Below are 19,802 nucleotides of genomic sequence, written 5' to 3'. Positions count from 1 at the left end.
TGAAGGTAATCCTTCACAGTTATGAAAGCAATGTTTCAGGTCTCAGGATGGGTACGTTTGGCGCATGACGCAGGACAGAGAGGGGCTCAGTGATCCCAAAGCGATGCGGGCGCTGGCTCACCCGGCGAGGCTGATGATCCTCAACAGGCTCCGGGTCGAGGGCAGTGCGACCGCGACCGAGGTGGCGGAGATCGCGGGCATCACGCCCAGCGCCGCCAGCTATCACTTGCGGATGCTGGCCAAGTACGGGTTCGTGGAGGACGCGCCGCCGCGAGGGGATGGCAGGGAACGATTGTGGCGGGGTGTGGACAAACCGCTGAGCGTCGGCGTCCGTCCGGATGATCAGCCGGACGTACGGGCGGCCAAGGTCCTGCTGATCGCGGCCTTGCGGAAGGGTGCGAACGAGGAGGCGGACCGGGCTCTGGCCCAGTCCGACCTGGAGCCCGAGGAGTGGCGGGAGGTGACGCTCTTCAGCCAGCATCGCCTGCGGGTGACCGCCGAGGAGCTCGGCCGGCTCACGCGGGAGATCGAGGGGCTGCTGGAGCCGTACGTCGCGCGGAACCGGAGCGAGCGGGACGCGCCCGAGGGGGCCCGGCTCGTGGAGGCGCAGGTCAACCTGTTCCCGGTGGCGGCGAGGGTGGTTCCGGGGCTGCCCACCGAAGATCATGGCGCTCGCCCGGTCCCCGATTGAGGGCTTGGTGGTGATCTGGGGGTGACTGGTGTTGTGCGTGGTGTTCGGGAGGGGTATGGCTGTTCATGGGAACGGTCGTAGGAGCCGCGAGCTGGTGGGGTGGTCGGGGGATGAGCGGATGGTGGTGCCCGGGTAGGGGCGGATGTCCGTTTGACCGGGGACGGTCAGCCTGGGGCGGTGTGGGAGGTAGACTTTTCGATGGCCTGTGACAACAGGCCGACTTCGCATGCCCCATTGCGGACCGCGCCATCGGTCCGGGCCATGTGCCCGGCGGGAGCGGGTTCGGGGCATCAGGGCGGCAGACAACGCGCTGCCGCGGCACAACCGAGAACCGCGCCCATCCGCAGGGCGCCAAGACCTGGAGGACCAGCACATGGCCCCCGTCGTCACCATGCGACAGCTGCTCGAAAGCGGCGTTCACTTCGGCCACCAGACTCGGCGCTGGAACCCGAAGATGAAGCGCTTCATCTTCACCGAGCGCAACGGCATCTACATCATCGACCTGCAGAAGTCGCTGTCGTACATCGACCGCGCCTATGACTTCGTGAAGGAGACCGTGGCGCACGGCGGCACGATCCTGTTCATCGGCACGAAGAAGCAGGCTCAGGAGGCCATCTCCGAGCAGGCCGCGCGGGTCGGCATGCCGTACGTCAACCAGCGCTGGCTGGGTGGCATGCTCACCAACTTCTCCACCGTGCACAAGAGGCTTCAGCGTCTGAAGGAGCTCGAGGAGCTCGACTTCGACAACGTCGCCGGCTCGGGGCTCACGAAGAAGGAGCTCCTCATGCGCCGCCGCGAGAAGGACAAGCTTGAGCGCACGCTCGGCGGTATCCGCGACATGGGCCGCGTGCCCAGCGCCGTGTGGGTCGTCGACACCAAGAAGGAGCACATCGCGATCAGCGAGGCCAAGAAGCTTGGCATCCCGGTCGTCGCGATCCTCGACACCAACTGCGACCCCGACGAGGTCGACTACCCGATCCCCGGCAACGACGACGCCATCCGCGCCGTCGGCCTGCTGACCCGGGTCGTCGCCGACGGTGTCGCCGCCGGTCTGATGGCTCGCTCCGGCGCCGCCCGTGGTGACGAGAAGCCGGCCGCCGCCGAGCCGCTGGCCGAGTGGGAGCGCGAGCTCATCGAGCAGGGCACCGGCGAGGCTCCGGCCGCCGCTGAGGCCGCCCCCGAGGCTGCCCCTGAGGCCGCCGCCGAGGAGGCTCCCGCTGCTGAGGAGGCCGCTCCGGCTGAGGCCGCCGCCGACGAGGCGCCGGCCGCCGCCGCTGAGGGCGAGACCGAGCAGCAGGCCTGACGTCCGCCGCGTACGGGGCCGCTGGTCCGCTGGTGATCCGGTCTCTCCCGCAAGGGTGAGTACGGGGTGCGGCGGATCCGCGGTTTCCCGGGGCGATGGTGAAGGGTGTTGTTGACGGCGGTCGCCGCCACGAGGCTCGGCCGGGTCGGCCGGGCCGGTGGTGATGGCCGCCGCGCTGGGGCCGGGCTTGCCGGCCGGTTCCGCCGGTCCGGCGAGCGAGCCGGTCGGTCGGACGGTCGGTCGGCGCGTAAGCGGGCGGGCCAGGCAAGCGGGCACGCACGTCGGCAAGCGGGCACGTCAGCGGACGGGCTCCGTCAGCGGGCGAACCACGTCAGCGGGCGGGCATGTCGGCAAGTGAGTACGCACGTAAGCGCACCAAACGGGCGAGCAAGGCGACGCACGCACAGCTGAACAACGGCGAACCACCTGGTGGCTGCGAGGTCCGGGGTGGCGGCGGCCAGGCAACGTAGGCGTTCTGGCTCGGCAAACGGCTGAGCCTGGACGGCATGTCGGACGGGCCGCTCCAGGGCCGAGGACGGTAAGCCAGGCCAGGGCGAGGTGGCGGTCAGGTCAGGGTCTCCTCCTGCCGAGCGAGGGCCAGGACGGGCTCGTCCGCCTGCAAGCTTGAAGGCGAGGCCGAGCCGAGGTGAGGTCGGGCGCATGCCGGTCCGAGCCGAGGCGGCGAGCCGAGGTGAGGTCGGGTGGACACCAGGCCGAGCCGAGGTGGCAGGCCGAGGCGAGGCCGGGCGTCTACCCGGCCGAGCTGAGGTGAGGTCGGGCGCAGGCCGGGCCGAGCTGAGGTGGTAAGCCGGGGCGAGGCTGGGCAGTATGCCGAGCGAAGCAGCGGCGAAGCCGGGCCGGCCCGTGGCCCCGAGCAAGACAAGGCTCCTGTACGGCGGGCGCCCGCCGTACGAACCCAGGGTGGGTGGCCGGATCCCGGCTCCCGCCCCGACCACGATGACGACGACGAAATCCCACAAGGAAAAAGAGCAATGGCTTCCGTGAACATGGCCGACGTCAAGCGGCTTCGTGAGATCACCGCTGCCGGCATGATGGACTGCAAGAAGGCGCTGGAGGAGTCGGAGGGCGACTTCGACCGCGCCGTCGAGCTGCTGCGCCTCAAGGGTGCCAAGGACGTCGGCAAGCGCGAGTCCCGCACCGCCTCCAACGGCCTGGTCGCGCTCAAGCAGGACGGCGACTCCTCCGCCGCGCTGGTCGAGATCAACTGCGAGACCGACTTCGTGGCCAAGGGCGAGCGCTTCCAGGAGCTGGCCGAGCAGGTCGTGACGCACGTCCTGGCGACCAAGCCGGCCGACGTGGCGGCGCTGCTGGAGTCCTCCTTCGACGGCAAGACCGTCAAGGAGCACCTCGACACCGCCAACGCCGCGCTCGGTGAGAAGATCGAGATCCGCCGCTTCGCGGTGCTGGAGGGCGGCTACATCGGCGCGTACATGCACAAGACGGACCCGGCGCTGCCGCCGGCCGTCGGCGTGCTCGTGCAGCTCGACAAGCCGAACGCCGAGGTCGCCAAGGACATCGCGCAGCACGCGGCGGCGATGGCGCCGCAGTACCTCAAGGCCGAGTCCGTTCCCGCCGAGGTCGTCGAGAAGGAGCGCAAGCTCTTCGAGGAGATGACCCGCGAGGAGGGCAAGCCCGAGGCCGCCATCGGCAAGATCGTCGAGGGTCGCGTGAACGGCTGGTACAAGGACTTCACGCTGCTGCAGCAGGCCTTCGTCAAGGACAACAAGAAGAGCGTGGGCAAGTACGCCGAGGAGAACGGCGTAGAGGTTCTCGCCTTTGTCCGCTTCAAGGTCGGTCAGGCTTAGGCTTAGGCAAGCTGCCAGCTCAACGATCCACCGAGATGAAGGAGGCCGCCGCCGTGCAGGACCACCGGGAGTCAGCCCACGAATCCACACGGACGGCGGCTTCCTCGTCTCAAGATCCGCCGGCTCAGAGCCCGCAGAGCCCACTCCGGTGGAAGCGGGTCATGCTGAAGCTGTCAGGGGAGGCGTTCGCCGGGAGCGAGCCGCTGGGCATCGACCCGACGATCGTCGATCACCTGGCCGACTCGATCGCCGAGGCGGTCAAGGAGGGCGTGCAGGTCGCGGTCGTGGTCGGCGGCGGCAACATGTTCCGCGGCGCGACGCTGTCGCAGGGCGGCATCGACCGGGCCAGGGCCGACTACATGGGCATGCTCGGCACGGTGATCAACTGCCTGGCGCTCCAGGATTTCCTGGAGCGGCGGGGGGTGGAGACGCGGGTGCAGACGGCCATCACCATGCAGCAGGTGGCGGAGCCGTTCCTGCCGCGCCGCGCGATCAGGCACCTGGAGAAGGGCCGCGTGGTCATCTTCGGCGCGGGGCTCGGCTCGCCGTTCTTCTCCACCGACACCGCGGCGTCGCAGCGGGCTCTGGAGATCGGCGCGGAGGCGCTGCTCAAGGGCACGCAGGTCGACGGCATCTACGACTCCGACCCGCGCAAGAACCCGGACGCGGTCCGGTTCGACCACCTCGACTACGGCGAGGTGCTGCTACGCGACCTCGCGGTCATGGACGCCACCGCGATCAGCCTGTGCAAGGACAACGATCTGCCGATCGTGGTCTTCGACCTGATGGGCGAGGGCAACATCCTGCGAGCGGTACGCGGTGAGAAAATCGGCACGCTGGTGAGTCCCGCAGGCAAATGACGGAGCGAGCCCGACACCGCCAGCTAGAAGACAGGGAGCCGCTGTGATCGACGAAACCCTCCTCGAAGCCGAGGAAAAGATGGACAAGGCCGTTTCGGTCGCGAAGGAGGACTTCGCGACGATCCGTACGGGCCGCGTCACCCCCTCGATGTTCAACAAGATCAACGCCGAGTACTACGGCACGCCGACGCCGATCCAGCAGTTGGCGTCCTTCCACGTGCCCGAGGCGCGCATGGTCACCATCCAGCCCTACGACAAGGGCTCGACGAATGCGATCATCAAGGCCATCCGCGACTCCGACCTCGGCGTGAACCCCACCGACGACGGCCAGGTGATCCGCGTGACGTTCCCGGAGCTGTCCGAGGAGCGCCGCAAGGAGTACATCAAGGTCGCCAGGAACAAGGGCGAGCACGCCAAGGTGTCGGTGCGCAACATCCGCCGCTCCGCCAAGGAGACCCTCGACAAGATGATCAAGGACGGCGAGGCGGGCGAGGACGAGGTCAGGCGGGCCGAGAAGGAGCTCGACGACCTCACGCAGAAGCACGTCGCGAAGATCGACGAGCTGCTCAAGCACAAGGAAGCCGAGCTGCTCGAGGTCTGAGCGGCGCGCCGCAGGGCGGGTCGCCTGGAGCGGTCCGCCGCAGGTAGCGGGTCACCTACGGCCCTCGCCCCGGTGGCGGGGGCCGTGGCTCTTGGAGAAGTCTGTGGAAGAACGTACGGCTGGCACCAGCTCGAGCGGCGGCAGCCGTACCGGAAGGAACCTGCCCGCCGCGATCGCGGTCGGCGTGGTCCTGGGCGCGCTCGTCCTCGGCACCGTCTACACGATCAAGGAGTTGTTCCTGATCGTGGTGGTGGGCGCCGTCGGCGTCGGCGTGCTGGAGCTGGTCAAGGCCTTCGCCACCCGTGACATCAGGGTGCCCGCCGTGCCGGTGCTGGTGGGTCTCGTCGCGATGCAGGCGGGGGCGTACTGGGGCGGGCCCGAGTGGCTGCTGGCCTCGTTCGCGGTGTTCGCGTTCGTGCTGCTGATCTGGCGGATGTTCAGTGACGGGACGGACGGCTACGTGCGCGACGCGTCGGCGTCGGTGTTCACGTTGTTCTATCCGGCGATGCTGAGCGCGATCGTGGCGCTGATGCTGCATCCGGGCGACGGCAACCATCGCGTGCTGATCTTCATCGCGGTGACTGTGGCGAGTGACATCGGCGGGTACATCGCGGGGGTGCTGTTCGGCCGGCACCAGCTTACGGTGATCAGCCCGAAGAAGACCTGGGAGGGGCTGGCCGGGTCGGTCGTCGCGTGCACGGCGGTGGGGGCCTGGCTGGTGTCGTGGCTGCTGCACGGGCAGATCTGGCAGGGGGCGCTGATCGGGGCGCTGGCGGCGCTGCTGGCGACGGTGGGCGACCTGGTCGAGTCGATGATCAAGCGGGATCTCGGCATCAAGGACATGGGGACGATCCTGCCGGGCCACGGCGGGCTGATGGACCGGCTCGACTCGCTGGTGACGACGCTGGTGCCGGTCTGGCTGCTGATGACCCTGTTCTTCTGAACGTCAGTGTGCCTGAAGGGCCTGCGTGGTGACGGGGGAGAGCCAGAGCCAGCGGACGATCTCGCCGCCGAACGCGAAGCCTGACATGTCGGGCATGTGAGCCGGGTTGGCCTGCATCAGGACACCTGAGTACTGCGGGCCCAGCGGGAACGTCGAAGGCTCGTGATACCACTTCGCCGTGTGCCCGTGGCCGAGCCACGTCACCGAGTGCCACGGGTACTGGGCCAGCCACACCAGCAGCAGCGCCGCGTCCTTCGGGTCGTCGCGGGTGGCCACGGCCAGCTCGATCCGCGCGTACGCGCCCGGCTTGTCGATCCACTGCTCCACCGTCGGCATGCGCTGGCAGCTCATGCCCACCGTGGACAGCACGGTGAAGCCGCGCTCGCCGTGCGGCGGCCGCTCCGTGATGCCCACGGTCGGCAGCCGCTCGCCGCTGGCGTCCCAGTAGCGGCCCGCCGGCCCCAGGACGTTGTCCAGGTGCCCCATCACGAACTGCTGGAACGACGGCCACGACCCCTCGCTGTGCCGCCAGCGCCAGTAGGACCTGGCGTTCGAGATGCGCGGGCGCAGCCCTTCGAGGGCCTCCGACAGCGCCCAGGCGAACGGTGACTCGCCTACGGCGTCGCGCGCGTACCCGGGCATGCCCCTGCTCATGTCGGCCCAGCCGGGGATGACCGCGAGCAGCTCGTCGTCCTCGTACAGAGCCACGCCGTCGCCCTCCTCGAACCACAGCGGGCTGAGCTGCCCGAGCGGCCGCCGCCCCTCGGGGTGCAGCGTGTTGGGCCTCGGCATGAGCGGCGGCAGGCCCGCGTTGATGCGGGCCAGGTCCACGACGGCGGGGGCGGGGCGATGGTTGGCCAGCCACACGGCCCCGTGGACGGTGCCGTCGGGCGAGCACAGGTAAGCTACCGAGGAGTCCTCGTCCCGCTCGACCACGAGCGTCCGGCTCCCGTACGGGTTGCCGGCGGCGAGCACGACCTCGGTGCCACCCTCGCCAGATGCCGACCGAAAAATCGCCATACGAGATGACTGTAGATCGGGCGGCGACCAAGACGCGAGCCATAGTGAGACCAGGAATGCCACCTCCGCTCCGAGCGTTCATTACCCTGGTCACCAACCCTCGAAGCCAAGCAAAGGCAGCACAGTGTCCCAGCCTCCAGGTCAGCTCACCTTCGTCGCGCCGCGGCGGGCCAAGCCCGCACGGCACCTCGCCGACCTGTCGATGGCAGAGCGGCGGGCCGCCGTGACGGAGCTGGGGGAGAAGGCGTTCCGCGCCGACCAGCTCTCCCGCCACTACTTCGAACGCCTCACCACCGATGTGCAGGCGATGACCGATCTGCCCGCCGCGTCCAGGGAGAAGCTGGCGGCGCTGCTGCCCCCGCTGCTCACCTCGGTCAGGGAGCTGGCCACCGACCGCGGCACCACCCGCAAGACGCTGTGGCGGCTGTTCGACGGGGCACTGGTCGAGTCGGTGCTCATGCGTTACCCCGACCGCGTCACGATGTGCGTGTCCTCGCAGGCCGGATGCGGCATGAACTGCCCGTTCTGCGCCACAGGCCAGGCCGGCCTGACCCGGAACATGTCCACCGCCGAGATCGTCGAGCAGGTCGTGGCCGGCGCCCGCGCGCTGGCGGCCGGCGAGGTGCCCGGCGGGCCGGCGCGGGTCAGCAACGTCGTGTTCATGGGCATGGGCGAGCCGCTGGCCAACTACAAGCAGGTCATCGGGGCGGTGCGCCGCCTGGTCGAGCCGGCGCCGCACGGGCTCGGCATCTCCGCGCGCGGCGTCACGGTCTCCACCGTGGGGCTGGTGCCCGCCATCGGCAAGCTCGCCGACGAGGGGCTGCCGGTCACGCTGGCGCTGTCGCTGCACGCGCCCGACGACGAGCTGCGCGACACGCTGGTGCCGATCAACACGCGCTGGAAGGTGAGCGAGGTGCTCGACGCCGCTTGGGCGTACGCGGCGAAGACCAAGCGGCGGGTGTCGATCGAGTACGCGCTCATCAAGGACATCAACGACCAGGAATGGCGGGCCGACCTGCTCGGCAAGCTGGTCAAGAACAAGCTCGTGCACGTCAACCTGATCCCGCTCAACCCGACGCCCGGCTCCAAGTGGACGGCCTCGCGGCCGGAGGACGAGCGGGCGTTCGTGCGGCGGCTGGAGTTCCACGGCGTGCCGGTGACGGTGCGTGACACGCGCGGGCGCGAGATCGACGGGGCCTGCGGGCAGCTCGCCGCCGCCGAGTGACGTGCCGGCCCGCCGTCATGAGCGGCGGCGGAGCCACCCGTACGCCGTGAGGCCGATCAGGCACCACGCCAGCGAGATCCAGGCCAGCGTGGAGAACGCGCCGAGCAGTTCGCCGGAGTTGGCCGCCTTCATCCACGGGATGAGCGGCACCGTGAGCCAGTACAACGACGTGGCGCTCAGCAGCAGCATCGCCAGGAAGCCGAGCAGCAGGGCCATGATCGAGACGGCCGGTGACGGCAGGACGGCGCGGCTGGTGAGCGCGCCGAGCGCGGTGCCGGTCAGGGCAGAGATCGCGTACAGGATCAGGCCGGCGAGCAGCAGGCCGGGCGGCGGCGAGCCGCTGATGCCGAGCAGCAGCGCCCACACCAGGCCGAGCGCGGCGAAGACGGCGCAGGCCGCGAACGCCGCCAGCAGCCCCGCCACCACCTCCTTGCCCCGGCCGCCGACCTGGACGGCGGACATCTCGCGCTGCCGGTCGGGCTCGGTGTCGAGCAGGCTCCTGGCCGCCCAGGCGAGGACGGGGACGAGGAGCACGGCGCCGTCCACGAGCACGGTGGCCTCGGCGCCCCTCGGCGCGCGGCTGCCGTGCACGATGGCCAGCAGGGCGAGGGTGAGCAGCAGCGCCTGGAACACGCGGTGCGAGCGCACGTAGGCGGCCAGGCGGAAGGCGGCCAGGGCGATCATGCGCTCTCCTCGGCTTCCCGGGTGGCTGAGGTGTCGCGAGGGCGGGCAGGGGCGAGGGTTTCGCGACCCTGGGCGGCGGGCGGAAGCTCGCGGGCCTCTTCGGCGGTGTCGAGCTCGCGGGCCTGGAAGCCTTCCTCGCGCATCCTGGCCAGGAAGCGCGGCAGCTCCTCGGCCGGCAGGGTGACGGCCACGGTGGCCTGCGAAGGGGGCGGCGCGGCGGGGGCGGCGGTGCCCTCCTTGAGCCGGCCGTCCACCATGGACCAGTGACGCAGCCCGGGCAGCCCGCGCAGCCCGCCCTGGTGGTCGCTGGCGATGACGATGCCGCCCCGTCCCGCCACCTCGGCCGCGATCGACGGCAGCGCCTGGCGCGTGTCGGCGTCGAGGCCGGCGAACGGCTCGTCCAGGATCAGCAGCCCCGGCTCGGCCATCAACGCCTGGGCCAGGCCGACCTTGTGGGCGCTGCCCTTGGACAGGTCGCCGAGCGGGGTGGCGAGCAGGTGCCTCATGTTGAGCCGCTCGGCCCAGGGCTCCCAGCGGGCGCCGCCGCGGACGCGGGACATGTGCCGCAGGTACGCGGCGACGGTGAACGGCTGGCTCGCGGGGAAGCGGTCGGGAGCGAAGCCGACCACCGGCGGGCGTTCGGAGATGGTGCCCGTGGTGGGCCTGGCCAGGCCCGCGAGGAGGCGGAGCAGGGTGGATTTGCCCGCGCCGTTCACGCCGGTCAGCTCGATCACGTCGCCGGGGGCGAGGTGGGCGTCGGCGTCTTCGATGACGAGAGGATCACGTCTTCGGTAACGGAAGGAGACGTTGGTCAGACGCATGGTCCTTTAACGGTATATGTCGGGTCGCAGGGTCGGCATAAAGGTCCGACAATGGAGGGACCCCCAGCACGATCTCAAGAGGAGTGAGCTTGAACCGCTTTCCGCGCGTCATGGGTATGCGTTCAGGCTATGACCCCGTCGAAGTCGACGCCCTGATCGGGCGGATCGAGTCGACCCTCGGCAGAGGCCCCCATCTGCTGGAGCCCGTCACCGCCGACGAGGTCCGCACGGCCACGTTCCGCGCGAAACGCGGCGGTTACCAGGAGACCGCGGTGGACTTCGCGCTGGAGGCGTTCGTGGTGGCGCTGGAGGCCCAGGCCAAGCGGCCGATCCGGCTGGCGATGGCCGAGCCCACCGGCGAGATGCTGCGCGAGCAGTGGTTCGAGCAGCAGGCGGCGCGAGTGGAGCGGGTGGCCTTCCGCCCCGGCCGGATGGGCACCGGCTACAACGAGGACGAGATCGACGCCTTCCTCGACCGCATCGTGGCCACGCTGCGCGGCACGACCGACTATCCGGTGACGGCCAAGGAGGTGCGGGAGGCGAAGTTCTCGACCGTGATGTTCAAGGCCGGGTATCTGATCGCGGACGTGGACTCGTTCCTGGCGGGCATCGCCGACGTGCTGGAGCAGCGGGCCCTCTGAGCCGCGCCGGCACGTCGGCGCGGGCTCTGAGAGCCCGCCGCTCCAGCGCTCGCCTCACCCCGAAGCGGCGGTCTCGACCGTCGCGAGCAGGCCGCGCAGGTCGGGCTGGGTGTGCGGGACGATCGAGGCGTCGGCGGGCCGCTGGTCGTGGCGGTTGATCCACACGTGCGGCACCCCCAGCCGCTGCGCCGGCTCCATGTCGTGGAAGTAGCTCTGGGCCGCGTGCACCCAGACCTCCGGCTCGTAGGAGCTCCTGAACAGCTCGAAGTGCGCGTGCGCCGGCTTGTACGCTCCGGCGTCCTCGGCCGTCACCACGGCGTCGAACGGCACGGGCAGCCGCCGCCGGGTCCCGGCGATGAGGTCGAGGTCGCAGTTGGTCAGCAGCGCCAGCCGCCACCCGGCCGCGCGCAGCGCCGACAGCTCGGCCCCCACCTCGGGGAACACCGGCCAGTACGGCAGCGTCTCGGCCAGCACGGCGGCGTCGTCGGCGCGCAGCTCCACCTTCTCCTCCTCGCACGCCCGGCGCAGCGTCTCGGCCAGCACGTCGCGGTAGCGCATGGCGGGCGACTCGGCCTGGACGAGATGTTCATGCCGGTTGTACGCCTCCAGCAGCCGCTCCCCCTGCCCGGGGGCGATCAGCTCGGCGCTGGTGCGGATGCCGTGCCGCCAGTCGATCAGAGTTCCGAAACAGTCGAACGTGACCCATCGCATAGCTCTCATAATGGCGGTCATGAGCATTTCCGTGCGGGAGATCCGTCCCGGCGACCTGCCCGCCGTCACCCGTGTGCTCACGGAGAGCTGGGGCGGCACCACGCTGATGGTGCTGGGGAGCGGCAGGCAGGTGGACGCGGCGAAGCTGCCGGGGTTCGTCGCCGAGGTGGAGGGGGAGCTGGCCGGCCTGGTGACGTACCTGGAGGACGGCGGCGCGGTGGAGATCGCCTCGCTCGACGCCGTGCTGCCGGGCAAGGGGGTCGGCAGGGCGCTGCTGGACGCGGTGCGGGCGGTCGCGGCCGAGCGGGGCGCGAGGCGGCTCTGGCTGATCACCACGAACGACAACACGCATGCCCTGCGCTTCTACCAGCGCTACGGCTTCGACCTGGTGGCCCTGCACCGGAACGCCATGGATCGGGTGCGTGCCATCAAGCCCGGCATCCCGGCCGAGTCCGACGGGATCCCGATCAGGCACGAGCTGGAGCTGGAGCTACTGCTTTAGCAGGACGCGGCCGAGCACGCCGGCCAGCGCGGCGGGGTCGCCTTCGCCGCGCCAGGCCACGTACCCGTCGGGCCGCACCAGCACGGCGGCGGCCCCGTCGTACCGGGACCGCCAGGCGTGCTCGACGTCGATGACGTCGGCGCCGATCCGGTACGCGCGCACGCCCTCGACGTCGGCGGCGGCCTTCGCCCACGGCTCGCTGTCGGTCAGGAGCACGAAGGAGTCGTGGAACAGGTCGTGCACGCCGATGCGCCGGCCGTCGTGGTCGAGCCAGAGGTGCGGGGCCCTGGTGCCGGGGCGGGCGTGCTGCTCGACCCCGTCGCCGAACACCGCGCCGGGGCCAGGGCCGATCATGGCGGCGGAGGTGTAGCGCTGGCCGAGGACGCACAGGACGGCGTCCAGCGGGTCCTCGCCCGGGTTCGGGCCGAAGCGGGCGGCCTGGCTGCGTACGGTCAGGTCGGCCAGCTCCAGGGCGACGGGGCGGCGCTCGGCCTCGTACGTGTCGAGCAGCGCGTCCGAGGCGCGGCCGGCGAGCACGGCGGCCAGCTTCCAGGCCAGGTTGTGGGCGTCCTGGACGGCGGAGTTGGCGCCGAGGCCGCCGGCGGGCGGCCACACGTGCGCGGCGTCGCCGACGAGGAAGACGCGGCCGGCGCGGAACCGGTCGGCCACGTAGGCGGCCTCCTCCCACGCGGCCCTGCCGACGATGTCGATCGGCACGTCGCGGCCGATGAGGCGCCGGGCGGTTTCGGCGCAGCGCTCGTCGGTGAAGTCGTCGGGGGACTCGGTGGCGGGGTCGTAGGACAGGCCGAGGCCCCAGTGGTGGGGCAGCGCGTGGGAGACGAGCGCGCCGGTGACGGGGTCCCCGAGGATCCAGAACATGGCCCGCCTGGTGATGATGTCCGACAGGTCGGCCTTGAAGACGCATGAGACGTAGCTGCGCTGCACGCCGGGCCCGGTGCGGCCGATGCCGTACCGCTGCCTGATGGTGCCGCGGTAGCCGTCGGCGGCGATCACGTACTGGGCCAGGTACGTCCGGCGTTCGCCGGTGGTGCGGTCGCGGGTGACGACGGTGACGCCATCGGGGCCGTCGTCGACGGACTCGCACTGGGTGTCGAAGCGCAGTTCGGCGCCGCGCTCGCGGGCGGCGCGTGCCAGGATCGGCTCCATCGTGCTCTGGTCGGCCAGCCCGAACTCGCCGGCGGTGAGGTGGGGCAGTGCGCGGGGCGCGTCGGCGTCGAAGATCCAGTGCCATTCGTCCAGGAGCGTCGTGCAGCGGGCCACGCCCGACTCGCCGTCGAAGGGGCGGCCGGCCTCCTTGATCGCCGCCTCCAGGCCGAGCGGCCGGTAGATCTCCATGGTGCGGGGGTTGATGCCGCGGGCGCGGCCGAGGATGGACCCGCCGGGGTGGCGGTCCACGAGCACGCAGCGCACGCCCTGGTGGGCGAGGAAGAGGGCCGAGGCGAGGCCGGCGTAGCCGCCGCCGACGATCAGGACGGGGGTCTGTGTGGTGGTCGTCATGGCTCGATAGTCACATTGAAACTAGTCACAAGTCAACTAGTTCTGCTGAAGCTAACATGGACGCATGCCACTCGACCGCGGGTCACCTCTCGCCCTGACCGTCCTGGCCCTCCTGCGGTACCGGCCGCTGCATCCGTACGGCATCCAGCGGCTGCTCAAGCAGTGGGGCAAGGACCAGGTGGTCAACGTGGGTCAGCGGACGGGGCTCTACCGCACCATCGACCGGCTCGGCGAGGCGGGGCTGATCAGGGTCCGCGAGACGGGGCGCGACCAGCAGTACCCGGAGCGGACCGTCTACGAGATCACCGACGACGGGCAGGTCACGCTGCGCAGGTGGCTGGATGAGATGCTGAGCGTGCCCAGGCAGGAGTTCCCGCAGTTCCCCGCCGCGCTGTCGAACGCGCTCATGCTCGCGCCCGACGAGCTGGCGCAGGCGCTGGAGCGGCGCGAGCAGGTCGTCGCCGGCACGCTGGCCGCCCTGGAGGAGCAGCTCGCCGACACGGGCGTGCCGCGCGTGGCGATGCTGGAGGTCGAGTACCTGCGCGCGGTGACGGAGGCCGAGGCACGGTGGCTGCGCGGGGTCGTCGAGGACCTGCGGGGCGGGCGGCTGACCTGGAGCAGGGAGAGCCTGGAGGAGGCCGCCGCCGCGCTGGAGTGAGACAGGGTGAGGGAGCGCTTTCCGGCGGGTCGCGTTCAGGCAGGGCACCGTCAGGTGGAGCGCGGGTGGCGGAGGAGGGCGACGACGACCGAGGTGACCGGCGCGGCCAGGAACGCGCCCGCGATCCCCGCGATCACGCTGCCCACCGTGATCGCCACCAGGATCACCGCGCCCGGCAGGTCGAGGGCCTTGCCGTAGATCTGGGGCGCCAGCACGTGCCCCTCGATCTGCTGCACGGCCACGGTCACCGCCACCACGATCAGCGCGACCAGCCAGCCCTTGGCGACGAGCGCCACCACGGCCGCCAGCAGCCCCGCGAAGAACGCCCCCACCACCGGCAGGAACGCCCCACGAACGTCAGCACGGCCAGCGGCAGCGCCACGGGCACGCCGAGGATCCACAGCGAGATCCCGATGAAGAACGCGTCCACCAGCCCCACGATCGCGACCCCGTGGATGTAGCGGCCCACGACGGAGAAGATCAGCTCACCGGTCTCGGTTACGCGCGCCCTGCTGGAGGCGGGCATGAGCTCGACGAGCCAGCGGAAGAGGCGGTCGCCGCCGTGCACGAAGTACACCGACAGGATGATCGCCAGGACCGCCCCGACCACGATCTCGCCGACCGTCTTGACCCCGGCCAGCGCCCCGGTGGTGATCTGGCGGCTCTGGCCCGACAGGTAGTCTCTGGCCTGCGCGAGCATCTGCCGGTCGTCCAGGCCGAGCCGGGCGGCCAGGTGGTGCAGGTCGTCGAGCACCTTGCCGACGCTGGCCCGCAGCTCCGACACGCTGGCCACGGTCGGTGGCACCACCAGCGCGATCACCGCACCCGCCACCAGCAGGGCGCCCGCGAAGACGATCGCGGTGGCCGCCGCCCGCCCGACGCCGCGCGAGCGCACCCAGCGGGCCGGGGGCAGCAGCAACGCGGTCAGGAAGACGCCGATGACGATCGACAGGGCCACCGTCCGCACGTGGTAGAGGCAGAAGAAGGCCACCGCGATGACCGCGAACCACCCCAGCAGCCGCCACGGCCTCATCCCTGCCCCCCGATCGTGCCTGGTCAGAGGAGTTCCCCAGGCCGATCGGGGGCAACCCTGATCAGCCGGGCGGGGTCAGGTGGGGCCGCTGCGAGCGCTTGTTCGCCTCGTACGTCTCCCGCGCCGCGTACGTGGCACTGGTCGTCGCGACCTGCGCGACGGGCACGTCCCACCAGGCTTCTGAGGAGGGCGCGTCGTCGGCCAGCCGGTCGGTGCGGACGTAGATGACGGTGGTCGCGTCGGCGGAGCGGGCCGTGTCGAGCGCCTTGCGCAGGTCGGCGACCGACTCGGGGCGCAGCACGGTGGCGCCGAGGCTGGCGGCGTTGGCGGCCAGGTCGACCGGCAGCGGCCCGCCGTCGCGGCGCTGGTAGGCGGTGCCGAGCCGCTCGGCGCCGACGCTCTCCGACAGCCGCCCGATCGAGGCGAACCCGGAGTTGTCCACCAGCACCACGACCAGCTTGACGCCGTCGGCGACGGCCGTGACCAGCTCCTGCGCCATCATCAGGTACGAGCCGTCGCCCACGAGCACGAACACCTCGCGCTCCGGAGCGGCCAGCTTCACCCCGAGCCCGCCGGCGATCTCGTAGCCCATGCACGAGTAGCCGTACTCGACGTGGTAGCTGCCGGGGCCGCTGGGCCGCCACAGCTTGTGCAGGTCGCCCGGCATGGAGCCGGCCGCGCACACCACGACGCCGTCGTCGCCGGCCGCCGCGTTGACCGCCCCGATGACGGCGGACTGCGGCAGCGGCGAGCCCTCCAGCGCGTAAGCGGCGTCCACGGCGGCGTCCCACTCCCGGGTCAGCTCGGCGGCGCGCTGCCGGTAGGCGTCCGGCGTGCGGTGACCCGCGCACGCTTCGAGCAGGTCGGAGAGCCCTTCGCGGGCGTCGGCGACCAGCTGCAGGCCGGAGAGCTTGGCCGCGTCGAAGCCGGTGACGTTGAGGTTCAGGAAGGCCGCGTCGGGGGCGAAGATCGTGCGGGAGGCGGTGGTGAAGTCGCTGTAGCGGGTGCCGACGCCGATCACCAGGTCGGCCTCTCGGGCCAGCGCGTTGGCGGCCGTGGTGCCGGTGGCGCCGATCGCGCCGAGCGCGAGCGGGTGACCGTACGGGAGGGCGCCCTTGCCCGCCTGCGTCTCGGCCACCGGGATCCCGCACGCCTCGGCGAACGCCCGGAGCGTGTCCGTGGCCTCGCTGTAGATCGCGCCGCCGCCGGCCACGATGATGGGGCGGGCGGCGGACCTGATCAGCTCGGCGGCGCGGGCCAGGGCCGCCCGCTCGGGGCGCGGCCTGGGGATGTGCCAGACGCGGCGGGCGAACAGCTCGTCCGGCCAGTCGAACGCCTCCGCCTGCACGTCCTGAGGCAGCGCCAGCGTCACCGCGCCGGTCTCGGCCGGGTCGGTGAGCACCCGCATGGCGGCCAGCAGCGCGCTCGGGAGCTGCTCGGGCCGGTTGATCCGGTCCCAGTAGCGGGAGACCGGCTTGAAGCAGTCGTTGACCGAGATGTCGTACGAGCGCTGGTCCTCCAGCTCCTGGAGCACGGGGCTCGCGGCGCGGGTGGAGAAGATGTCTCCGGGCAGCAGCAGCACGGGCAGGCGGTTGATGGTGGCGCCGGCCGCGCCGGTGATCATGTTCGTGGCGCCGGGGCCGATCGAGGTGGTGCAGGCGAGCGTGGCCAGCCGGTTGGCGGCGCGGGCGTAGGCGGCGGTGGTGTGCACCATGGCCTGCTCGTTGCGGCTCAGCCGGTAGGGCAGGTCCTCGGTGGAGGTGGCCAGCGCCTGGCCGAGCCCGGCCACGTTGCCGTGGCCGAAGATGCCGACGCAGCCGCCGAAGAAGCGGCGCTCCACGCCGTCGCGCTCGCTCCACTGGCGGGCCAGGAAGCGCACGACCGCCTGGGCGACGGTCAAACGAATCACGAAGTCCTCCCGAACGGCAGTCTGGGGTCGAGGTGCTGGGTGTCCCATGAGGAGCGGATCCAGGCGTGGCGCGGGTCGTCGCAGAACGCCATCGACCGTTGCTCGGCCGGGCCCGCCAGGACGTTCAGGTAGTACAGGTCGTAGCCGGGGGCGGCCATGGAGGGGCCGTGGTAGCCGTAGGGGACGAGCACCACGTCGCCCGAGGAGACCTCGGCGAGGGTGTCGATGTGGCCGCGCTCGGAGGAGTAGACGCGCTGGTAGCCGATGCCCTGGTCGGCCACCTCGAAGTAGTAGATCTCCTCCAGCACGGCCTCGCCCTCGTGCGGGGTGTCGTGCTTGTGCGGCGGGTAGGAGGACCAGTTGCCCGACGGGGTGAGCACTTCGACGGCCATGAGCTTGTCGCAGCCCTGGTAGGCGTCGGGGGAGCAGAAGTTGTTGACCTGGCGGCTGGCCTGGCCGGCGCCCCTGATCTCGACCGCGACCTCGGCGGCGGCGACGTAGCGGGCGGGGTGGGCGCGGGTGGCCCGGGCCGAGGGGAACGCGATCCGGCCCGCCCCCTCGACGGTCACCTGCGTGGAGGTCGGGACATAGGCGAAATCGGAGGGGCTGTCGAACACCGAGGCGCGGCCGGTCAGGACGAACGTGTCATCCGGCAGCGTGACCGTGCACGAGCCGGCCAGGGGCAGGACGATCATCTCCTCCTCGCCCGTGTCGAAGGAGATCGGGGCGTCCGTCAGGTCCGCGACGCGCAGCCCCGAGTACGTCCAGCCGGCCAGGGACGGGGTGATCTCGACCGACCAGGGGCCGCTGGCGGTCTTGCCGTACGGAAGATGGGTCATGCGCGGGCCTCTCGTACCAGTGCGGCGGCGCCGTCCACCGCGGCCGCCACGTCGTCGTCGGGTGGGTAGAGCAGGGCGCGCCCGACGACCAGGCCGCGCACGCCCGGCAGGCTCAGGGCGCGGTGCCAGTCGGCGTAGGCGGCGTCGATGTCGGGGGGGTCGCCCCCGAGCAGCAGGGCGGGCAGGGTGGTGGCGGCCATCACGCGCTCCATCTCCGCCACCGCCGGGATCTTCAGCCAGGTGTAGGCGGAGGTCACGCCGAGCGCCTGGGCGACGCTGATCGAGCGGATCACGGCGTCGGGCGACAGGTCGTTGCGCAGGGCGCCCGACTCGGTGCGCAGCGACCAGAACGGCTCGACCATGGCCACCAGCCGCCGGCGCGCCAGCTCGCTCACCGCGCGGGCGCAGGACTCCAGCGTGGTCACGGTGGCGTGGTCGGACGGGTCGATGCGGCAGAGCATCTTGCCGCCGTCGAGCCGCATGGCGTCGATGGCGGCGGCGTCGAAGCCGGTGAAGCGGTCGTCGGCCTCGAAGACCGAGCCCTGGAGGCCGCCCCTGTTCATGGAGCCGAAGGCGAGCTTGCCCTCCAGGTCGCCCAGCAGCAGCAGGTCCTCCAGGACGTCGGGGCTGGCCAGGATGCCGTCGACGCCCGGCCTGGACAGCGCCAGCCGCAGCCGGTCGAGCAGATCGTAGCGGCTGCCCATGGCGAGGGGCCGGTCGCGCACGCCGAGGGCGCCGCGGGCCGGGTGGTCGGCGGCGATGATCAGCAGCCGCTCGCCCTCGCCGGGCAGGCCGCGGCGCTCCCGGCGGGCCGCGGCCGCCGCGATCTCCTCGGGCTGCGTGGCCCGGATGCGGGTGAGCCGCCCGTAGTCACCGGGCGGGCCCGCCGAAGGGGCAGCGGGGGTGGTCAGTGTGACGTCCTTCAACACGACGCCCCGTTCAGCAGGTCGTCCACCTCGGAGGTGGACGGCATGGCGTCGGCGCAGGCCAGGCGGGCGGCCACGAAGGCGCCCGCGGCGTTGGCGAAGCGGAGCGTGCGCTCCAGCGGCCAGCCGCGCAGCAGGCCGAGGCACAGGGCGCCGCCGAAGGCGTCTCCCGCGCCGATCCCGTTGACCACCTTCACCTCCATGGGCTCCACCAAGGCGCTCTCCTCGGAGGTACGCGCGAAAACCCCTTCTGGGCCCATTTTCACGATCGCCAGCCGTACGCCGGCGTCGAGCAGGGCTTGTGCGGCGGCCTCGGGGTCGCGGACGCCGACCGCCGTCTCCACCTCCTCCAGGTTGCCCACGGCCACGTTCGCCCGCGGCAGCATCCGCTGGGCCGCCTCGTGGGCGGCCTCGCGTGACTCCCACAGCACGGCCCGGTAGTCGAGGTCGAACACCGTCAGCCCAGGATTGAGCGCCGACGTGCGCGCCGAGAGCGCGGCGGCGTGGGCGGCGGCGCTCGGCTCCTGGCTGAGCCCGGTCAGCGAGAACCAGAACAGCCCGGCTCCCGCGATGGCGTCGAGGTCGAGCATGGAAGGGGTGAGCTGGAGGTCGGGCGGGTGCTCGCCGCGGTAGAAGTAGATGGGGAAGTGGTCGGGAGGGAAGATCTCGCAGAACGTGACGGGCGTGGGCCGGCCCTCGATGGTGTGGACGAAGGCGTCGTCCACGCCGAAGCCGCGGATGGCGCGGCGCACGTACTGGCCGAACGGGTCGGCCCCCACGCCGGTGATCACGGCGGAGCGCAGCCCGTGGCGGGCGGCGGCGACGGCGACGTTGGTGGGGCTGCCGCCGAGGAACTTGCCGAAGGTCTCGACGTCGGCCAGGCCGACACCGGTCTGCAGCGGGTAGACGTCGACGCCGGAGCGGCCGATCGTGATCAGGTCGTACAACAGCACCTCCAGGGATGGAGCTTACCCACGACACTAAGGCATATTGTCATGACATGCATATGTCTACTCCCTGAGGAGTTACGGACGGACTTTACGTCATCTTCATGTCATGACATATTGGGCGTTGTGTGCCTCCTCACCAAA

The 19,802-nt window shown here is 71.3% G+C and carries 21 protein-coding genes; 10 read left to right on the top strand and 11 right to left on the bottom strand.

Translation table 11 applies throughout. The annotated features are described in order from the left end of the window. Positions 1-64 precede the first annotated feature (64 nt). From KIS93_RS50180 to KIS93_RS50155, 6 genes are all read left to right on the top strand, one after another. A complete protein-coding gene (locus KIS93_RS50180) occupies positions 65-691 on the top strand; it encodes an ArsR/SmtB family transcription factor (protein ID WP_080042326.1) in 627 nt (208 codons plus the stop codon). A gap of 373 nt (positions 692-1,064) precedes the next feature. After that, complete coding sequence (gene rpsB, locus KIS93_RS50175; RefSeq protein WP_080042325.1) at positions 1,065-1,994, top strand: 30S ribosomal protein S2; 930 nt, start codon at positions 1,065-1,067, stop codon at positions 1,992-1,994. Positions 1,995-2,986: 992 nt separating this feature from the next. Beyond that, entirely contained in the window at positions 2,987-3,820 is an 834-nt protein-coding gene (gene tsf / locus KIS93_RS50170) for a translation elongation factor Ts (protein WP_080042324.1), read from the top strand. Positions 3,821-3,981: 161 nt separating this feature from the next. Further along, a complete protein-coding gene (pyrH, locus tag KIS93_RS50165) occupies positions 3,982-4,680 on the top strand; it encodes a UMP kinase (RefSeq protein ID WP_206068471.1) in 699 nt (232 codons plus the stop codon). 43 nt (positions 4,681-4,723) lie between these two features. Next, complete coding sequence (gene frr / locus KIS93_RS50160) at positions 4,724-5,281, top strand: ribosome recycling factor (protein WP_080042323.1); 558 nt, start codon at positions 4,724-4,726, stop codon at positions 5,279-5,281. 103 nt (positions 5,282-5,384) lie between these two features. After that, positions 5,385-6,224, top strand: coding sequence for a phosphatidate cytidylyltransferase (locus KIS93_RS50155; RefSeq protein WP_186404881.1), 840 nt, complete (start codon positions 5,385-5,387; stop codon positions 6,222-6,224). Positions 6,225-6,227: 3 nt separating this feature from the next. Here the strand turns inward: KIS93_RS50155 and KIS93_RS50150 are convergent, their stop codons facing one another. Continuing rightward, positions 6,228-7,244 (bottom strand): suppressor of fused domain protein, encoded by a 1,017-nt coding sequence (locus tag KIS93_RS50150; protein WP_080042321.1) that lies wholly within the window; start codon positions 7,242-7,244, stop codon positions 6,228-6,230. Positions 7,245-7,368: 124 nt separating this feature from the next. Between KIS93_RS50150 and rlmN the strand changes: the two genes are divergently transcribed. Further along, positions 7,369-8,469 (top strand): dual-specificity RNA methyltransferase RlmN, encoded by a 1,101-nt coding sequence (gene rlmN, locus KIS93_RS50145; protein WP_080042320.1) that lies wholly within the window; start codon positions 7,369-7,371, stop codon positions 8,467-8,469. 15 nt (positions 8,470-8,484) lie between these two features. Here the strand turns inward: rlmN and KIS93_RS50140 are convergent, their stop codons facing one another. Further along, a complete protein-coding gene (locus KIS93_RS50140) occupies positions 8,485-9,153 on the bottom strand; it encodes a hypothetical protein (protein ID WP_080042319.1) in 669 nt (222 codons plus the stop codon). Beyond that, positions 9,150-9,974, bottom strand: a complete 825-nt coding sequence (locus tag KIS93_RS50135) for an ABC transporter ATP-binding protein (RefSeq protein WP_080042318.1) — start codon at positions 9,972-9,974, stop codon at positions 9,150-9,152. Before KIS93_RS50135 ends, KIS93_RS50140 begins: the two co-directional genes overlap by 4 nt. Before the next feature lie 116 nt (positions 9,975-10,090). Here KIS93_RS50135 and KIS93_RS50130 point away from each other — a divergent pair, with 116 nt between their 5' ends. Further along, positions 10,091-10,615, top strand: a complete 525-nt coding sequence (locus tag KIS93_RS50130; protein WP_168017403.1) for a DivIVA domain-containing protein — start codon at positions 10,091-10,093, stop codon at positions 10,613-10,615. 54 nt (positions 10,616-10,669) lie between these two features. On the opposite strand, the gene KIS93_RS50125 is transcribed toward KIS93_RS50130, so the two are convergent. Next, the gene (locus tag KIS93_RS50125) at positions 10,670-11,326 is read right to left on the bottom strand and encodes an HAD family hydrolase (RefSeq protein ID WP_155128438.1); all 657 of its coding nucleotides are present in this window, start codon (positions 11,324-11,326) and stop codon (positions 10,670-10,672) included. Positions 11,327-11,345: 19 nt separating this feature from the next. Here KIS93_RS50125 and KIS93_RS50120 point away from each other — a divergent pair, with 19 nt between their 5' ends. Beyond that, positions 11,346-11,828 carry a GNAT family N-acetyltransferase gene (locus tag KIS93_RS50120; RefSeq protein ID WP_186404880.1) on the top strand — a complete coding sequence of 161 codons (483 nt, stop codon included), beginning with the start codon at positions 11,346-11,348 and terminating at the stop codon, positions 11,826-11,828. Here KIS93_RS50120 and KIS93_RS50115 read toward each other — a convergent pair. Then, positions 11,817-13,346, bottom strand: coding sequence for an FAD-dependent oxidoreductase (locus KIS93_RS50115; RefSeq protein ID WP_080042316.1), 1,530 nt, complete (start codon positions 13,344-13,346; stop codon positions 11,817-11,819). The two genes, KIS93_RS50120 and KIS93_RS50115, sit on opposite strands and share 12 nt — an antisense overlap. 64 nt (positions 13,347-13,410) lie before the next feature. Between KIS93_RS50115 and KIS93_RS50110 the strand changes: the two genes are divergently transcribed. Then, positions 13,411-14,004: a PadR family transcriptional regulator gene (locus KIS93_RS50110; protein ID WP_080042315.1), complete on the top strand. Its 594-nt coding sequence runs from the start codon at positions 13,411-13,413 to the stop codon at positions 14,002-14,004. 50 nt (positions 14,005-14,054) lie between these two features. On the opposite strand, the gene KIS93_RS67990 is transcribed toward KIS93_RS50110, so the two are convergent. From KIS93_RS67990 to iolC, 6 genes are all read right to left on the bottom strand, one after another. After that, the gene (locus KIS93_RS67990) at positions 14,055-14,303 is read right to left on the bottom strand and encodes an AI-2E family transporter (RefSeq protein WP_281262003.1); all 249 of its coding nucleotides are present in this window, start codon (positions 14,301-14,303) and stop codon (positions 14,055-14,057) included. Then, on the bottom strand, positions 14,264-15,037 hold the full coding sequence (locus KIS93_RS50105; RefSeq protein WP_281262002.1) for an AI-2E family transporter: 774 nt from the start codon (positions 15,035-15,037) through the stop codon (positions 14,264-14,266). The genes KIS93_RS67990 and KIS93_RS50105 overlap by 40 nt, the downstream gene beginning before the upstream one ends. A 61-nt stretch (positions 15,038-15,098) precedes the next feature. Beyond that, on the bottom strand, positions 15,099-16,994 hold the full coding sequence (iolD, locus tag KIS93_RS50100; protein WP_080042314.1) for a 3D-(3,5/4)-trihydroxycyclohexane-1,2-dione acylhydrolase (decyclizing): 1,896 nt from the start codon (positions 16,992-16,994) through the stop codon (positions 15,099-15,101). Next, positions 16,943-17,785, bottom strand: a complete 843-nt coding sequence (iolB, locus tag KIS93_RS50095) for a 5-deoxy-glucuronate isomerase (RefSeq protein WP_080042313.1) — start codon at positions 17,783-17,785, stop codon at positions 16,943-16,945. Before iolB ends, iolD begins: the two co-directional genes overlap by 52 nt. Beyond that, positions 17,782-18,696, bottom strand: coding sequence for a Cgl0159 family (beta/alpha)8-fold protein (locus KIS93_RS50090; RefSeq protein ID WP_080047175.1), 915 nt, complete (start codon positions 18,694-18,696; stop codon positions 17,782-17,784). The genes iolB and KIS93_RS50090 overlap by 4 nt, the downstream gene beginning before the upstream one ends. Positions 18,697-18,707: 11 nt before the next feature. Continuing rightward, the gene (gene iolC / locus KIS93_RS50085) at positions 18,708-19,658 is read right to left on the bottom strand and encodes a 5-dehydro-2-deoxygluconokinase (RefSeq protein WP_080042312.1); all 951 of its coding nucleotides are present in this window, start codon (positions 19,656-19,658) and stop codon (positions 18,708-18,710) included. Positions 19,659-19,802 lie beyond the last annotated feature (144 nt).

This window comes from [Actinomadura] parvosata subsp. kistnae, from assembly GCF_900323885.1.
In the GTDB taxonomy this organism is placed as follows: domain Bacteria; phylum Actinomycetota; class Actinomycetes; order Streptosporangiales; family Streptosporangiaceae; genus Nonomuraea; species Nonomuraea composti.
The sequence above is the reverse complement of the archived record's forward strand: the minus strand, read 5'-3'. Positions and strand labels throughout refer to the sequence as shown.

Coding starts and splice junctions, on each gene's coding strand:
- KIS93_RS50180 (WP_080042326.1), top strand. CDS start 65: ATGACGCAGGACAGAGAGGGGCTCAGTGATCCCAAAGCGATGCGGGCG.
- rpsB (WP_080042325.1), top strand. CDS start 1,065: ATGGCCCCCGTCGTCACCATGCGACAGCTGCTCGAAAGCGGCGTTCAC.
- tsf (WP_080042324.1), top strand. CDS start 2,987: ATGGCTTCCGTGAACATGGCCGACGTCAAGCGGCTTCGTGAGATCACC.
- pyrH (WP_206068471.1), top strand. CDS start 3,982: ATGCTGAAGCTGTCAGGGGAGGCGTTCGCCGGGAGCGAGCCGCTGGGC.
- KIS93_RS50150 (WP_080042321.1), bottom strand. CDS start 7,244: ATGGCGATTTTTCGGTCGGCATCTGGCGAGGGTGGCACCGAGGTCGTG.
- KIS93_RS50140 (WP_080042319.1), bottom strand. CDS start 9,153: ATGATCGCCCTGGCCGCCTTCCGCCTGGCCGCCTACGTGCGCTCGCAC.
- KIS93_RS50135 (WP_080042318.1), bottom strand. CDS start 9,974: ATGCGTCTGACCAACGTCTCCTTCCGTTACCGAAGACGTGATCCTCTC.
- KIS93_RS50130 (WP_168017403.1), top strand. CDS start 10,091: ATGCGTTCAGGCTATGACCCCGTCGAAGTCGACGCCCTGATCGGGCGG.
- KIS93_RS50125 (WP_155128438.1), bottom strand. CDS start 11,326: ATGCGATGGGTCACGTTCGACTGTTTCGGAACTCTGATCGACTGGCGG.
- KIS93_RS50120 (WP_186404880.1), top strand. CDS start 11,346: ATGAGCATTTCCGTGCGGGAGATCCGTCCCGGCGACCTGCCCGCCGTC.
- KIS93_RS50115 (WP_080042316.1), bottom strand. CDS start 13,346: ATGACGACCACCACACAGACCCCCGTCCTGATCGTCGGCGGCGGCTAC.
- KIS93_RS50110 (WP_080042315.1), top strand. CDS start 13,411: ATGCCACTCGACCGCGGGTCACCTCTCGCCCTGACCGTCCTGGCCCTC.
- KIS93_RS50105 (WP_281262002.1), bottom strand. CDS start 15,037: ATGAGGCCGTGGCGGCTGCTGGGGTGGTTCGCGGTCATCGCGGTGGCC.
- iolD (WP_080042314.1), bottom strand. CDS start 16,994: ATGGGACACCCAGCACCTCGACCCCAGACTGCCGTTCGGGAGGACTTC.
- iolB (WP_080042313.1), bottom strand. CDS start 17,785: ATGACCCATCTTCCGTACGGCAAGACCGCCAGCGGCCCCTGGTCGGTC.